The organism is Pseudomonas sp. LF-5, assembly GCF_037626295.1.
Lineage (GTDB): Bacteria > Pseudomonadota > Gammaproteobacteria > Pseudomonadales > Pseudomonadaceae > Aquipseudomonas > Aquipseudomonas monsensis.
Genome location: NZ_JARKMT010000002.1, coordinates 172,591 through 185,055 on the forward strand (window position 1 = coordinate 172,591; position 12,465 = coordinate 185,055).

The window sequence follows — 12,465 nt, forward strand, 5'->3', positions numbered from 1 at the left end:
GCCCGCGAAAGCGACGGTCGCCGCAACACATCTTTGCCTGACTCACCGCCAACGCGGGCAAGCCCGCTCCCACTGGGTTTGTCTGCGCCTGGCCGAGCCTTGAGGACAACATCATGAGCCTACTGACACGCCTGCTGGCGCGCGGCACCGTCGTGCTCGCCAACTCGGCATCCAAGCTGCAATCGCTGCAAATGCGCCTCACCGCCGGTGAACTGAACGACGACGTCGAGCACTTCGAACCGTACGGGTTCACCAGTCGTCCATTGGCGGGTGCCGAAGGTGTCGTCACTTTTCTTGGCGGCGACCGTTCCCATGCCATCGCGCTGGTCATCGCCGATCGGCGTTATCGCCTGCAAGCACTGGCGGCCGGCGAAGTGGCGATCTACACCGACGAGGGCGACAAAATTCACTTCAAGCGCGGGCGGATCATCGACATCGAAACCGCCACGCTGAACATCCGCGCCACGACCGCTGTGAACGTCGATACGCCGGTGATCAACCAGACCGGCAAGATCGTCTCCACCGGCGACCAGCTCGCCGGTGGCATCAGCCAGATCAAACATGTGCACGTCGACGTGCAGCCCGGTAGCGGCAAGACCGGTGCGCCGGCAGGAGGCCAGTGATGTTTGTCAGCCAGAACCTCCACGCTGCACTGACCCGTGCCGTGCTCATCAGCCTGTTCACCTGGCGCCGTGCCGCCAATGACGACGCCCTCGACGACGATGAACGCTTCGGCTGGTGGGGCGACAGTTTTCCCACCGTTGCCGATGACCGTATCGGCTCGCGGCTGTGGCTGTTGCGCCGGGTCAAGCTGAGCCGACAGACCCAGATGGACGCCGAGTTCTATGCCCGCGAAGCCCTGCAATGGCTGATTGACGACGGGCATTGCCGTGCCATCGACATCATCAGCGAACGCCTCGACGCCCAGCGCCTGAACCTGCGCACGGTCCTGACCCTGGCCGACGGCGAACGTCTGGACATCAACCCCGATAACAGTTGGCAGGTGATCTATGCCGTTTGAAACCCCTTCGCTGCCGGTGCTGATCAAGCGCACCCAAAGCGACCTGGCCGGCGATTCGCTGCGCCAGTCCGATGCACAAGTGCTGGCCCGTACCCTCGGCGGCGCGGTTTATGGTCTGTACGGATATCTCGACTGGATTGCCCAACAGATCTTGCCCGACAAGGCCGATGAATCGACGCTGGAGCGCATCGCCACTTTACGTCTGAACCAGCCGCGCAAGCCTGCACAAGCGGCCACCGGCAGTGTGAGTTTTACTGCGTCTGCCGGAGCGGTGCTGGATGTCGATACATTGCTGCAATCGAACGATGGCCGCACCTATAAAGTCACCACGGCGCGCACCACTGGCAATGGCGTCAACGGCACGACCATTGCCGCACTCGAGGCCGGTAGTCAGGGCAACGCCGACGCGGGCCTGGTGCTGACCCTGGTGCAACCGGTCCAGGGGATCACCAGCAACAGTTTCGTGGTGCAAGAGCCCGGCATGACGGGCGGTGTCGCCCGGGAAAGCCTTGAGTCCCTGCGTTCGCGGGTCATTCGCTCCTATCGCCTGATCCCCCACGGCGGCTCGGCGCAAGACTACGAAACGTGGGCGCTGGAATGCCCGGGCGTCAGCCGCGCCTGGTGCCGAGGCAACTTTCTCGGCCCGGGCACCGTCGGCGTTTTCATCATGCGCGACGACGACCCGCAACCCATTCCCAATGAGGAGCAACTGGCTGAGGTTCAGGCCTACATCGAACCCTTGCGTCCGGTGACGGCGGATGTCCGAGTGTTGGCGCCGGTGCAGGTGCTGGTCAATTACCGACTGCGTATCACCCCCGACACCAGCGCGGTGCGCGCCGCCATCGAGAACCAGCTGCGGGATCTGCACAACCGCGAAGCAGGTCTGGGTGAAACCCTGTTGCTCAGTCATATCGCCGAGGCCATCAGCAGCGCAACCGGTGAAACGGATCACACGCTGGTCGCGCCGACGAAAAATGTCACGGCCGAGAACAATCAGTTGCTGACCTTCGGAGGTTGCGAATGGCTGTCTTGAGAGGTGTCGCGCAGTACCGCAATCAGCTACGCAGCCTGCTGCCCAGCGGCCCCGCCTGGGAGCTGGAGCGCCTGCCGGAGCTTGATCAAGTCTTGCAAGGCATCGCCGCGGAACTGGCGCGGCTGGACGCGCGCTCGGTCGATCTGCTCAACGAAATGGACCCGGCCGGCGTCAGCGAGTTGGTGCCGGATTGGGAGCGGGTGATGAACCTGCCCGATCCGTGCCTGGGCGCCACGCCGCTCTATGACGACCGACGTTTGGCCGTGCGCCGGCGCTTGTTGGCCGTGGGCGATCAGTCGGCGGCGTACTTCGTCGAGGTGGCGCGCAGTCAGGGTTATCCGGATGCGACCGTCACCGAACTGCGGGTCCCGCGGATGGGCCGCTCACGCTTCGGTAAAGCGCACTTCGGTACCTGGAAGGCGCAGTTCATGTGGATTCTCAACACCGGTGGGCGCCTGTCGCTGGGGCGCCGGTTTGGCGCCAGTTACTGGGGCGAACGTTTTGGCATGAACCCGGGTTCCGCCCTCGAGTGCCTGATTCACCGTAGCGCACCGGCTCATACCCAGGTGTACATCAATTATGACTAAGGAATGAATAATGGATTATCCAAAGAGTGTGCCCAGCGTCGGGCTGGTCAATGGCAAGTTTGTCGATGAAAACCCGGTAGCGGGAACGCCGGGTTCGCTGATTCCGGCAGTCTGGGGCAATTCGGTCACCGAAGAGCTGTTGGGCGTGATCAAGGGCGCAGGCCTGACGCCCGATGAAGTCGAGCTCGGCCAGTTGTTTCTGGCTGTGCGCAAGATCAGTCAGACCGGGTTGGTGGATTACGCCATGGATACCGGTACGGCCAACGCTTACCGCGCCACCTATGCGCCGGTGGTACCGAGCCTGGTGGACGGGTTGGTCTTGCGGTTCAAGGCCCTTAACACCAACACCGGTGCCAGTACCTTCTCGGCAAACGGTCTGGCGGCCAAACCCATTGTGGGCGTTGACCACAACGCTGTGCAGGAAGGCGAAATCACTGCCGCCGGTGATGTCTGGGTACAGTGGAACAGCTCGATTGCCGGTGGCGTCTGGGTGATGATTGCCAGCACCGGGATGGTCAAGCAGACCGGCAGTGACATCGGCGACATCAAGACTGTGGCCACGGCGGACGCCCCCAAGGGCTGGCTGAAATGTAACGGCGCTGTGGTTTCCCGTACGCAATATGCGGGACTGTTCGCTGCGATCGGCACGCGCTTCGGTGTGGGTGATGGCAGCACGACGTTTGCCCTCCCGGATCTGCGTGGCGAGTTCGTTCGCGGCTGGGACGATGGCCGCAAGGTCGACAATGCCCGGGCGCTGGGCAGCACCCAGGCCGGGCAGAACGCTTCCCACACCCACGCGGCTTCTGCCGCCGCGGCAGGCAGCCACACTCACGGGGCCTCTGCCGCCGTTGCCGGTAACCATAGCCACGGCGGTTTCACCAACGAGTTCGGGGAACACCAGCACGGCATTCTGGCGTCCGGTAACAACACGTCCTACGGCCGCCAGGGTACAGGCAGCGGTCCTGGCGACTATGCAGCCGTTACTTCAGTGGCCGGCAATCACGCGCACGGTCTCTATATCATTGCGGCCGGCGATCACGCCCATACGATCACGGTGAACGCCGTGGGCGACCACACTCACGCCGTATCAGTGGCTGCGGACGGCGGCAACGAGGCGCGGCCTCGTAACGTCGCCTTGTTGTACGTCATCAAGTACTGAGACCCGGCCCCGCAAATGTGCCCGTGCATGCCTGCGGGGCGCGGTTTTTTTCTTTTCACATTGACCGGAGCGAGTGATGGATTTGACCGATCAACAACTGCTCAAGATATTCCCCAACGCCCGCAGCCAAGCGGGCGTTTTTGTTTCAGCGCTCAACGCCGCCATGGCCCGGCGTCACATCGACAGCCCCAAACGCATCGCCGCGTTCCTCGCGCAGGTCGGCCATGAATCGGGGCAATTGCAGTACGTGCGCGAGTTGGGCAACAACCAATACCTGAGCAAATATGACACCGGCACGCTGGCCTTGCGTCTGGGCAACACCCCCGAAGCTGACGGCGATGGGCAAAGGTACCGTGGTCGCGGACTGATCCAGATCACCGGGCGCAGCAACTACCGCCAATGCAGCCTCGGACTGTTCGGCGATGAGCGCTTGCTGTCGTTGCCCGAATTGCTCGAGCAACCGCAATGGGCAGCCGAATCCGCGGCGTGGTTCTGGGAACTGAACGGCCTGAACGAACTGGCCGATCGCGATCAGTTCAACAGCATCACTCGCCGAATCAACGGCGGGTTGAATGGCCTGCAGGATCGCCTCGACATCTGGGCGCGGGCGAGGGCGGTGCTATGCCAATCCCCTGGCGAATGATCGGCGCTCTGTTGCTGGGGGCTGGCGCGTTTGCTGCGGCCTGGCAATTTCAGGACTGGCGTTACGGGCGACAATTGGCCGAGCAGGCGCGATTAAACACTGAGACCCTCAATCAACTGACGTTGACGGCTGCCACCGCGCAGCAGGCCGAGCAGGATAAACGTCTGGCCCTCGAGCAACGCCTCGCGGCCAGTGAACAAACCCACTATCGAGCACTCAGCGATGCCCAACGTGATCAGGATCGCCTGCGCGATCGTCTTGCCACTGCTGATGTGCGCCTGTCAGTCCTCATCGACGCCGGCGACGCTGCCCATGGCTGCGGGGTGCCAGCCACCGCCGGCACCGGCGGCGTGGATCATGCAACCGTACGCGCCCGACTTGACCCGGCGCATGCTCAACGAATTATCGCCATCACCGACACCGGCGACCGTGGACTGATTGCCTTGCAGGCGTGTCAGGCCTATGTCAGAGCGCTGGCGCCCGCACATTTTGAATGAGTCTGTGTATTGAAAGCGCAACCGGCTCGTGTACGGTGGTAGGCATTCCACCCGATCCGGAGCGCGCCGTGAAAGACCTCACTCAACTGGCTGCCGAACTTGGCCGACGCCTGCAATTGCTCAACGCCCACGTCACCACCGCCGAGTCCTGCACCGGCGGCGGTATTGCCGAAGCGATCACCCGCATTCCGGGGAGTTCGGCATGGTTCGAGGCCGGCTACGTGACGTACTCCAACCGACAGAAAACCCAGCAACTGAATGTGCCCGCCGAATTGTTCGGTACGGTGGGCGCGGTCAGTCGCGAAGTAGTCGAGGCGATGGTGCGCGGCGCACAGAAACACAGCCGGGCGCGGTTTGCCGTGGCGGTCAGCGGGATTGCCGGCCCGGACGGCGGCTCGCCGAACAAACCGGTGGGTACCGTATGGCTGGCCTTTGGTGTCGGCGATGCGCTGAGCAGTGAAGTTCAGCACTTCCCCGGCAACCGCGACGAGGTCCGCCGACAAACGGTGAAGGCCGCGCTAGAGGGGCTCCTGCGACTAGCGGCACGAGAAATCGAAAATCAGGGGTAGGCGATCCGCGAACGCTGTGGAATAATACTGGCTACTTATACAGGTGTTGGCCGTCAGGCCTTATTGATTACGTGAGGACTTTAATGGACGACAACAAGAAGAAAGCCTTGGCTGCGGCCCTGGGTCAGATCGAACGTCAATTCGGCAAGGGTGCCGTAATGCGTATGGGCGATCAGGACCGTCAGGCGATCCCGGCCATTTCCACTGGCTCTCTGGGTCTGGACATCGCACTCGGCATCGGCGGTCTGCCAAAAGGCCGTATCGTTGAAATCTACGGTCCTGAATCTTCCGGTAAAACCACACTGACGCTGTCCGTGATCGCCCAGGCGCAAAAAGCCGGCGCGACCTGCGCATTCGTCGACGCCGAACACGCCCTCGACCCTGAGTACGCCGGCAAGCTGGGCGTCAATGTCGACGACCTGCTGGTGTCCCAGCCGGACACCGGCGAACAGGCCCTGGAAATCACCGACATGCTGGTGCGCTCCAACGCCGTTGACGTGATCATCGTCGACTCCGTGGCAGCCCTGGTACCGAAGGCTGAAATCGAAGGCGAAATGGGCGACATGCACGTGGGCCTGCAAGCCCGCCTGATGTCCCAGGCGCTGCGTAAAATCACCGGTAACATCAAGAACGCCAACTGCCTGGTGATCTTCATCAACCAGATCCGCATGAAGATCGGCGTGATGTTCGGCAGCCCGGAAACCACTACCGGTGGTAACGCGCTGAAGTTCTATGCCTCGGTTCGTCTCGACATCCGCCGTACCGGCGCGGTGAAGGAAGGCGACGAAGTGGTCGGCAGCGAAACCCGCGTCAAGGTTGTGAAGAACAAGGTCGCTTCGCCGTTCCGTCAGGCCGAGTTCCAGATTCTCTACGGCAAGGGCATCTACCTCAACGGCGAGATGATCGACCTGGGTGTGCTGCACGGTTTCGTCGAGAAGTCCGGTGCATGGTATGCGTATGAAGGCACCAAGATCGGTCAGGGCAAGGCCAACTCGGCCAAGTTCCTGGCGGACAACCCGGAAGTCGCCGCCAAGCTCGAGAAGCAACTGCGTGACAAACTGCTGTCGCCAGCCGTGATCGCCGATTCCAAGGCCTCTGCAGTCAAAGAGACTGAAGACGACCTGGCTGACGCTGATATCTGATTGCAGCGATGACCACCGCCGTACTTGATACCCTCGTCGCGGTGCGGCGAACCGCCATGGACCTGCTCGCACGTCGCGAGCATGGTCGAGTCGAGTTGACGCGCAAACTGCGCCAGCGCGGCGCTGAGGCGCAGATGATCGAAACAGCCCTCGACCGTTTGACGGAAGAGGGACTGCTGTCCGAAGCCCGTTACCTTGAAAGCTTTGTTTCCTACCGTGCCCGTTCCGGCTATGGCCCTCTGCGAATTCGTGAAGAGTTGAGCCAGCGTGGCTTGCAACGTGCCGATATCGAAGTCGCCCTGCGCGAGAGCGGTATCAGTTGGCAGGAGCAACTTCAGGAAACGTGGCAGCGAAAGTTCTCCGGGCAGCTACCCAACGATGCCAAGGAACGGGCCAGACAGGGCCGTTTTCTCGCTTATCGGGGGTTCTCGATGGAGATGATCAACCGCTTGTTCAGCGGCAGGCACATGGACGATTAACACGGTTAAATAAAAAGCGGCCCGCTATGGAAATAGCGGGCCGCTTTTTTTTTGCCTTCAAATAACCTTCGACGGTTCGCGACTGCGTTGCGCGATTTGTGGTGCGGACTGTGCCCAGTTTTCCGGCAGGTTGATGTAGTCCACCAATGCCCGCAAACGTCCGTGATTGCGGGCATTGAAGGCGAAGGCAAGCCGCACCAGATGACTGAACTGTGCTTCATCGTGCTCTTCGCCGCTGTAGGCGTGTTGATGAAACTGGTCGCTCAGGCACAAATCGGCGAAGGCTGACTGCATGTGCTCAAGCGCCTGATCGCTGAGCTTGTGATTCATGCGAATCACGAACTGACGCTTGAGCCAGCGGCTGGAGTGGAAGTTGCTGTAAAACTGATTGATCTCTTCTACTGCTTCTTCGACGCTGTAGACCAGACGCATCAGCTTCATGTCGGTGGGCAGGATGTAGTGGTTGTCCTCCAGTTGCTGGCGGATAAAGTCCATCGCGCCCTGCCAGAACGTGCCGCCCGGTGTGTCCAGCAAGACCACCGGGACCAGCGGGCTCTTGCCTGTCTGGATCAGTGTCAGTACTTCCAGTGCTTCATCCAGCGTGCCGAAGCCACCCGGGCACAGCACCAGCGCGTCGGCTTCCTTGACGAAAAACAGCTTGCGGGTGAAGAAAAAGTGGAACGGCAGCAGATTGTCGGTGCCGTTGACGGTCGGGTTGGCATGCTGCTCGAAGGGCAGGGTGATGTTGAAACCGAGGCTGTGATCACGGCCGGCCCCTTCATGCGCGGCCGCCATGATGCCACCCCCGGCCCCGGTGATGACCATCATGTTCGAGCGAACCAGGGCGGCGCCGAGTTCTCGTGCCATGGCGTACAGGGGATGTTCGACTGGCGTGCGCGCCGAGCCGAACACCGTGACTTTGCGTCGTCCCTTGAACTGTTCCATCACCCGAAACGCCTGCTCCAGTTCACGCAGGGCTTGCAGGGTGATTTTGGCGTTCCAGCGGTTGTGGTCTTCCTGGGCCATGCGCAGCACGGTCAGGATCATGTCGCGGTAGATGGGAATGTTCGGGCTGTTGGGGGAAACACGGTTGAGTTGTTCTTCGACCTTGCTGATGAGGTCGGGGCCGTTTTCCTGAAAATGACGACTGAGCAGGTCATTCGGTTGGTAAGGCATTCAACGTCTCCTTATGCACAGAGCGAGTGGCCCTGACATGCGGCGTCAGTGCCGCGCTGCAATAACACTTCCGATCGGCAGGTCCTTGGCCGCCGTTTGCACGTGATCGGGAATACTCTGAATCTAGACCCTTGCGAGCATTTGCGCTGACTTGATCATTGCGCCGCAACGTTGTGCCTGGCAACCGCAAATGGAGGTAGGGGCCGATCTCGTCACCGCTCGTCCGAACGTACGCCGGCGGCCAAACGCTCTGATTAACTAACTTAAAGGCGCCGTACGACAACTTTGCGTCACGACCGTACGCAAGGTGCACGCTATTCAAGGATTAGCGGTTGGCAAGGAGGCGGGACACATGGCCAGAGTGATTCTGGAGATTGATGCGCAGTTGTATCGGATGTTGAAGGCATCGGCCGAGGCCAATCAAATCAGTCTCGAAGAGGAGTGCTGCCGCAGACTGGCAGGCGGGGAGCGTCGTTCACGCTATTTACAGGCCTTGCTGGCCGAACTGCGCGCCGAGGATGAACAGCGGCGCGCCAATTCACGATGATTACTTCTTCTTCGCCGGGGCCGCTTTCGGGCAATCCGATTCCTGATAGCTCGCGGAGCCGATCGCCTTGTTGGTTTTCACTTCCGTGAAGTCGTAACGCATGATCGCGCCCTTGGCCATCAGTTTGCGGTACGACGGGTTGTTGCACACCGAGGCGCCCAACTGGAAATACACGGCTTTGGGGTCGGCGCGCATTTTGTCGGCGTGGCTTTGTTGCACGCTCAGGTGGTTGATCAGTTGCGTGCCTTCGACGGTGTAGCCTTGATCGAGAATGTCTTCATTGATGGCCCGTGGCGTGCCGACGCTGCTTTGGGCGGCGACGTTGCGCAGCTCTCTGTTCAGATTCTGCTCACTCAAGGATGCCGCTTGAGCGGTGAAGGACGACGCCAGCAGAATGGCAGCGGTGGGAACGATTAGGCGCAGCATGAAACTCTCCTGATTCGGTGACTGGTGGTTCGACCAGCCAAGGGGCTGTGCGTTCAGTGGCGGCGAATTATAGGGGAGCCGGTCTGGACGGTACAGGCTTGTGCCCGTCGCTCTGGTAAACTGCCGGCCTTTATTGCCTTGCCGAGTGCTGTTCGTGTCGAGTTTTCCTGTCTGTCGGGGTTGCCTGCGATGAATCACGCCCCCAACGCCGTAGCCCGCCTGCGCGATCAGCGCGAGGATGAGGGCATCAAACCGATTCAGGCCCGTGGCTTTCGTTCCGAACGTTGCCGCGATTGTCGGGTGATCAGCAGCCATTGCCTGTGTGCCTGGCGGCCAAGTGTAGAAACGCGCTCTGGCGTGTGCCTGATCATGACCGGCAAGGAAGTGTTCAAACCGAGCAACACCGGTTGGCTGATTGCCGATGTGGTGCGGGACAACCATGCATTCATCTGGTCGCGCACCGAGCCCGACCCGCAGATGCTGGCGCTGCTCAACGACCCGCAATGGCAGCCGTATCTGGTGTTCCCCGGCGAGTACGTCGAACCGTCGCGGGTGACCAACGCCGTTGTCGCCGATAGTCATAAGCGCCCGCTGTTCATCTTGCTCGACGCAACGTGGACCGAAGCGCGCAAGATGTTTCGCAAGAGCCCGTATTTCGACCGTTTGCCGATCCTGAGCCTGCTGCCCGACAAACTGTCGCGCTACCGCTTGCGCCGTTCGACCCGCAGCGAGCATCTGTGCACCGCCGAAGTGGCAGCGTTGTGCCTGGAACTGGCGGGCGACAGCGACGCCGCCTCGGCGCTGGATGCCTATTTCGACGTGTTCAGCCAGCATTATCTGGGCGCCAAACAGCAACGGGACGTCAACGAGTCGACGCCGGCCCATGCCGAGTTGCGACCCTTTATACGAAAGCCGCAAGCGGTGTTGGCCCAATAGTGGCCCATACTGTACAGCGCAGGGGCGGTGCTGCTTGACCACCCGGTTAACGCTGGGCATGCTTGGCGCCGTTTAGGGTGCGGCCAAGGTTTGAAACGCCGTGTTTGCTGGTTATTGGCGTTGAACGTGCCCCTGTGGATACCGCTTTCAAGCGGCATCTTGAGTTGCTTGGGTCAGGCCGGAATGCACCGCGTCTGCCATCAAAAACAGGATCATTTGAAAAATGGCCACATACGACATCCTGATTGCCGATGATCACCCCCTGTTTCGTAGCGCACTGCATCAAGCGGTGACGCTGGGCCTCGGCCCGGATGTACGGCTGGTGGAAGTGGCGAGCATCGCCGAGCTGGAAGCGCGTCTGACCGAAAAGGCCGACTGGGATCTGGTCCTGCTGGACCTGAACATGCCCGGCGCCTACGGTTTCTCCGGCCTGGTGCTGCTGCGCGGGCAATACCCGCAGATTCCGGTGGTGATGGTGTCGGCGCAGGAAGAAGCCTCGGTCATGGTCAAGTCCCGCGAGTTCGGCGCCAGCGGCTTTATTCCCAAGTCCAGCGACCTGAGCGTGATTCAGGAAGCGGTGCGCAAAGTGCTCGACGGCGATGTGTTCTGGCCACCGCAGGCCTTCGAGGCGGTCAGCGTGTCCGACGAAGCCAAGGCCGCCAGCGATGGCCTCGCCAGCCTGACGCCGCAACAGTTCCGCGTGCTGACGATGGTCTGCGAAGGGTTGTTGAACAAGCAGATTGCCTACGAGCTGAGTGTGTCGGAAGCGACCATCAAGGCCCACGTGACAGCGATCTTTCGCAAGTTGAATGTGCGCACCCGGACTCAGGCGGCCTTGCTTCTGCAACAACTTGAGTCAATTTCGAGCTGATAAAGCGCGCGACTTCACGCTTTTTTGACTTTTGTTGAACTAGCTTTCCCACTCCTTTTTGGTTGGTTTTCACTTTATGTCACCTTTCAAGGGCCAGACTGGCCTGAAACGCATCCTCAACGCTTCCGGTTATTCGCTGGACGGTCTGCGCGCAGCCTTCACCGGTGAAGCGGCATTCCGCCAGTTGGTGCTGCTCAATGTGGTGTTGATCCCACTGACGTTTTTCCTGAATGTCAGCCGTGTCGAGCAGGCGGTGTTGATCGCTGTCTGCCTGCTGGCGCTGATCGTCGAGTTGCTGAACTCGGCAGTGGAAGCGGCCATCGACCGCATCTCGCTGGAATTGCACCCGCTGTCGAAGAACGCCAAGGACATGGGCAGCGCCGCGCAATTCGTGGCACTGAGCATGATTGCCCTGGTGTGGGCAGTGATTCTGCTTTAAGCGATATTTGGCAAGACGATCTCGTCGCTGCGCTGCACCCCGGCGGTGAAAGCGCGGCACAGTTCGAGAAACTCGCGCATGGCGGAAGTCTGGTATTTCTGCTTGTGCCAGATGAAGTAGAACTGCCGGGCCAGGTCCAGGTCCGGTGTCTCCACCGGCACCAGACTGCCGCGCCGAAATGCATCGCGCAGTGCCAGCCGCGAGATGCAGCCAATCCCCAGCCCCGATTCCACGGCGCGTTTGATCGCTTCGGTGTGTTCCAGCTCCAGCCGGATATTCAGCGCGCTGCGATGATGACGCATGGCCTGATCGAAGGTCAGCCGCGTGCCGGAACCCTGTTCCCGCAGAATCCACGCCTCGTGGGTCAATTCTTCCATGGTTGCACTGCCGCGTTTGGCCAGCGGGTGTTGCGGCGCGCAGAACACCACCAGCTCATCCTCGACCCAACTCTGCACTTCGATGTCCGGGTGGCTGCAATCGCCTTCGATTAGACCCAGATCAATTTCGTAATGGGCGACTTGTTGCACGATATTGGCAGTGTTCTGTACGTGCAGCTTCACCTGGCTTTCCGGGTGGCGCTGCATGAAACCGCCGATCAGCAGGGTTGCCAGGTAATTGCCGATGGTCAGCGTCGCCCCCACCGACAGCGAACCGAACCCGGATTTGCCGTTGAGCAGGTCTTCGATTTCCTTGGCCTGATCGAGCAGGGCCACCGCTTGCGGCAACAGTTGTTTGCCAAGGGCGTTGAGGCTCAGGCGTTTACCCGCGCGATCGAACAGTTGGCAGCTGGACTGGCGCTCCAGTTCGGTGATCGAGGTGCTGGCAGCCGATTGCGAGAGGTTGAGCAGACCCGCAGCACGGGATACGCTTTCCTGCTGGGCGACGGCGACGAAGACTTGCAGTTGACGGAGAGTAAATCGCATATCTATATAACCGATAA

Annotated in this window: 17 protein-coding genes; 14 read left to right on the forward strand and 3 right to left on the reverse strand. The window is 60.9% G+C overall.

The features are described 5' to 3' along the window. Positions 1 to 113: 113 nt before the first annotated feature. The 10 genes from PseuLF5_RS07885 (at position 114) to recX (ending at position 7,130) form a co-directional block, all read left to right on the forward strand. Entirely contained in the window at positions 114 to 623 is a 510-nt protein-coding gene (locus PseuLF5_RS07885; RefSeq protein ID WP_123465164.1) for a phage baseplate assembly protein V, read from the forward strand. Next, positions 623 to 1,021, forward strand: coding sequence for a phage GP46 family protein (locus PseuLF5_RS07890; protein ID WP_123465166.1), 399 nt, complete (start codon positions 623 to 625; stop codon positions 1,019 to 1,021). The genes PseuLF5_RS07885 and PseuLF5_RS07890 overlap by 1 nt, the downstream gene beginning before the upstream one ends. After that, positions 1,011 to 2,054, forward strand: a complete 1,044-nt coding sequence (locus PseuLF5_RS07895; protein ID WP_340133320.1) for a baseplate J/gp47 family protein — start codon at positions 1,011 to 1,013, stop codon at positions 2,052 to 2,054. The genes PseuLF5_RS07890 and PseuLF5_RS07895 overlap by 11 nt, the downstream gene beginning before the upstream one ends. Next, complete coding sequence (locus tag PseuLF5_RS07900; protein ID WP_340133321.1) at positions 2,042 to 2,641, forward strand: YmfQ family protein; 600 nt, start codon at positions 2,042 to 2,044, stop codon at positions 2,639 to 2,641. Before PseuLF5_RS07895 ends, PseuLF5_RS07900 begins: the two co-directional genes overlap by 13 nt. Positions 2,642 to 2,651: 10 nt before the next feature. Continuing rightward, positions 2,652 to 3,800 carry a phage tail protein gene (locus tag PseuLF5_RS07905; protein WP_128615425.1) on the forward strand — a complete coding sequence of 383 codons (1,149 nt, stop codon included), beginning with the start codon at positions 2,652 to 2,654 and terminating at the stop codon, positions 3,798 to 3,800. 76 nt (positions 3,801 to 3,876) lie between these two features. Next, a complete protein-coding gene (locus PseuLF5_RS07910) occupies positions 3,877 to 4,443 on the forward strand; it encodes a glycoside hydrolase family 19 protein (protein ID WP_123465174.1) in 567 nt (188 codons plus the stop codon). Beyond that, positions 4,422 to 4,940, forward strand: a complete 519-nt coding sequence (locus PseuLF5_RS07915) for a lysis system i-spanin subunit Rz (protein WP_340133322.1) — start codon at positions 4,422 to 4,424, stop codon at positions 4,938 to 4,940. Before PseuLF5_RS07910 ends, PseuLF5_RS07915 begins: the two co-directional genes overlap by 22 nt. Positions 4,941 to 5,008: 68 nt before the next feature. Then, positions 5,009 to 5,509 (forward strand): CinA family protein, encoded by a 501-nt coding sequence (locus tag PseuLF5_RS07920; protein ID WP_123465177.1) that lies wholly within the window; start codon positions 5,009 to 5,011, stop codon positions 5,507 to 5,509. A gap of 83 nt (positions 5,510 to 5,592) precedes the next feature. Next, positions 5,593 to 6,651, forward strand: coding sequence for a recombinase RecA (gene recA / locus PseuLF5_RS07925; protein WP_003222269.1), 1,059 nt, complete (start codon positions 5,593 to 5,595; stop codon positions 6,649 to 6,651). 8 nt (positions 6,652 to 6,659) lie between these two features. Continuing rightward, positions 6,660 to 7,130 (forward strand): recombination regulator RecX, encoded by a 471-nt coding sequence (gene recX, locus PseuLF5_RS07930; RefSeq protein WP_123465179.1) that lies wholly within the window; start codon positions 6,660 to 6,662, stop codon positions 7,128 to 7,130. Positions 7,131 to 7,187: 57 nt separating this feature from the next. Here recX and PseuLF5_RS07935 read toward each other — a convergent pair whose 3' ends face one another. Then, a complete protein-coding gene (locus PseuLF5_RS07935) occupies positions 7,188 to 8,306 on the reverse strand; it encodes an LOG family protein (protein WP_123465181.1) in 1,119 nt (372 codons plus the stop codon). A gap of 352 nt (positions 8,307 to 8,658) precedes the next feature. Here PseuLF5_RS07935 and PseuLF5_RS07940 point away from each other — a divergent pair, with 352 nt between their 5' ends. After that, positions 8,659 to 8,853 carry a hypothetical protein gene (locus PseuLF5_RS07940; protein WP_123465183.1) on the forward strand — a complete coding sequence of 65 codons (195 nt, stop codon included), beginning with the start codon at positions 8,659 to 8,661 and terminating at the stop codon, positions 8,851 to 8,853. On the opposite strand, the gene PseuLF5_RS07945 is transcribed toward PseuLF5_RS07940, so the two are convergent. Further along, complete coding sequence (locus tag PseuLF5_RS07945) at positions 8,854 to 9,279, reverse strand: PA3611 family quorum-sensing-regulated virulence factor (protein ID WP_123465185.1); 426 nt, start codon at positions 9,277 to 9,279, stop codon at positions 8,854 to 8,856. A gap of 189 nt (positions 9,280 to 9,468) precedes the next feature. Here PseuLF5_RS07945 and PseuLF5_RS07950 point away from each other — a divergent pair, with 189 nt between their 5' ends. The 3 genes from PseuLF5_RS07950 to PseuLF5_RS07960 all read left to right on the forward strand — a co-directional run bounded on the left by PseuLF5_RS07950 (position 9,469) and on the right by PseuLF5_RS07960 (position 11,525). Beyond that, positions 9,469 to 10,215 (forward strand): tRNA-uridine aminocarboxypropyltransferase, encoded by a 747-nt coding sequence (locus tag PseuLF5_RS07950; protein ID WP_340133323.1) that lies wholly within the window; start codon positions 9,469 to 9,471, stop codon positions 10,213 to 10,215. Positions 10,216 to 10,438: 223 nt separating this feature from the next. Continuing rightward, entirely contained in the window at positions 10,439 to 11,086 is a 648-nt protein-coding gene (gene erdR, locus PseuLF5_RS07955; protein ID WP_123465189.1) for a response regulator transcription factor ErdR, read from the forward strand. A 76-nt stretch (positions 11,087 to 11,162) separates the two neighbouring features. Continuing rightward, positions 11,163 to 11,525 (forward strand): diacylglycerol kinase, encoded by a 363-nt coding sequence (locus tag PseuLF5_RS07960; RefSeq protein WP_042607041.1) that lies wholly within the window; start codon positions 11,163 to 11,165, stop codon positions 11,523 to 11,525. On the opposite strand, the gene PseuLF5_RS07965 is transcribed toward PseuLF5_RS07960, so the two are convergent. Next, entirely contained in the window at positions 11,522 to 12,448 is a 927-nt protein-coding gene (locus tag PseuLF5_RS07965) for a LysR family transcriptional regulator (RefSeq protein WP_186745204.1), read from the reverse strand. The genes PseuLF5_RS07960 and PseuLF5_RS07965 overlap by 4 nt on opposite strands. Positions 12,449 to 12,465 lie beyond the last annotated feature (17 nt).

Excerpts from the sequence above, each read along its gene's own strand:
- recA (WP_003222269.1), top strand. The coding sequence starts at position 5,593 with ATGGACGACAACAAGAAGAAAGCCTTGGCTGCGGCCCTGGGTCAGATC.
- PseuLF5_RS07885 (WP_123465164.1), top strand. The coding sequence starts at position 114 with ATGAGCCTACTGACACGCCTGCTGGCGCGCGGCACCGTCGTGCTCGCC.
- PseuLF5_RS07890 (WP_123465166.1), top strand. The coding sequence starts at position 623 with ATGTTTGTCAGCCAGAACCTCCACGCTGCACTGACCCGTGCCGTGCTC.
- PseuLF5_RS07895 (WP_340133320.1), top strand. The coding sequence starts at position 1,011 with ATGCCGTTTGAAACCCCTTCGCTGCCGGTGCTGATCAAGCGCACCCAA.
- PseuLF5_RS07905 (WP_128615425.1), top strand. The coding sequence starts at position 2,652 with ATGGATTATCCAAAGAGTGTGCCCAGCGTCGGGCTGGTCAATGGCAAG.
- PseuLF5_RS07900 (WP_340133321.1), top strand. The coding sequence starts at position 2,042 with ATGGCTGTCTTGAGAGGTGTCGCGCAGTACCGCAATCAGCTACGCAGC.
- PseuLF5_RS07910 (WP_123465174.1), top strand. The coding sequence starts at position 3,877 with ATGGATTTGACCGATCAACAACTGCTCAAGATATTCCCCAACGCCCGC.
- PseuLF5_RS07965 (WP_186745204.1), bottom strand. The coding sequence starts at position 12,448 with ATGCGATTTACTCTCCGTCAACTGCAAGTCTTCGTCGCCGTCGCCCAG.
- PseuLF5_RS07935 (WP_123465181.1), bottom strand. The coding sequence starts at position 8,306 with ATGCCTTACCAACCGAATGACCTGCTCAGTCGTCATTTTCAGGAAAAC.
- PseuLF5_RS07915 (WP_340133322.1), top strand. The coding sequence starts at position 4,422 with ATGCCAATCCCCTGGCGAATGATCGGCGCTCTGTTGCTGGGGGCTGGC.
- recX (WP_123465179.1), top strand. The coding sequence starts at position 6,660 with ATGACCACCGCCGTACTTGATACCCTCGTCGCGGTGCGGCGAACCGCC.
- PseuLF5_RS07960 (WP_042607041.1), top strand. The coding sequence starts at position 11,163 with ATGTCACCTTTCAAGGGCCAGACTGGCCTGAAACGCATCCTCAACGCT.
- erdR (WP_123465189.1), top strand. The coding sequence starts at position 10,439 with ATGGCCACATACGACATCCTGATTGCCGATGATCACCCCCTGTTTCGT.
- PseuLF5_RS07940 (WP_123465183.1), top strand. The coding sequence starts at position 8,659 with ATGGCCAGAGTGATTCTGGAGATTGATGCGCAGTTGTATCGGATGTTG.
- PseuLF5_RS07945 (WP_123465185.1), bottom strand. The coding sequence starts at position 9,279 with ATGCTGCGCCTAATCGTTCCCACCGCTGCCATTCTGCTGGCGTCGTCC.
- PseuLF5_RS07950 (WP_340133323.1), top strand. The coding sequence starts at position 9,469 with ATGAATCACGCCCCCAACGCCGTAGCCCGCCTGCGCGATCAGCGCGAG.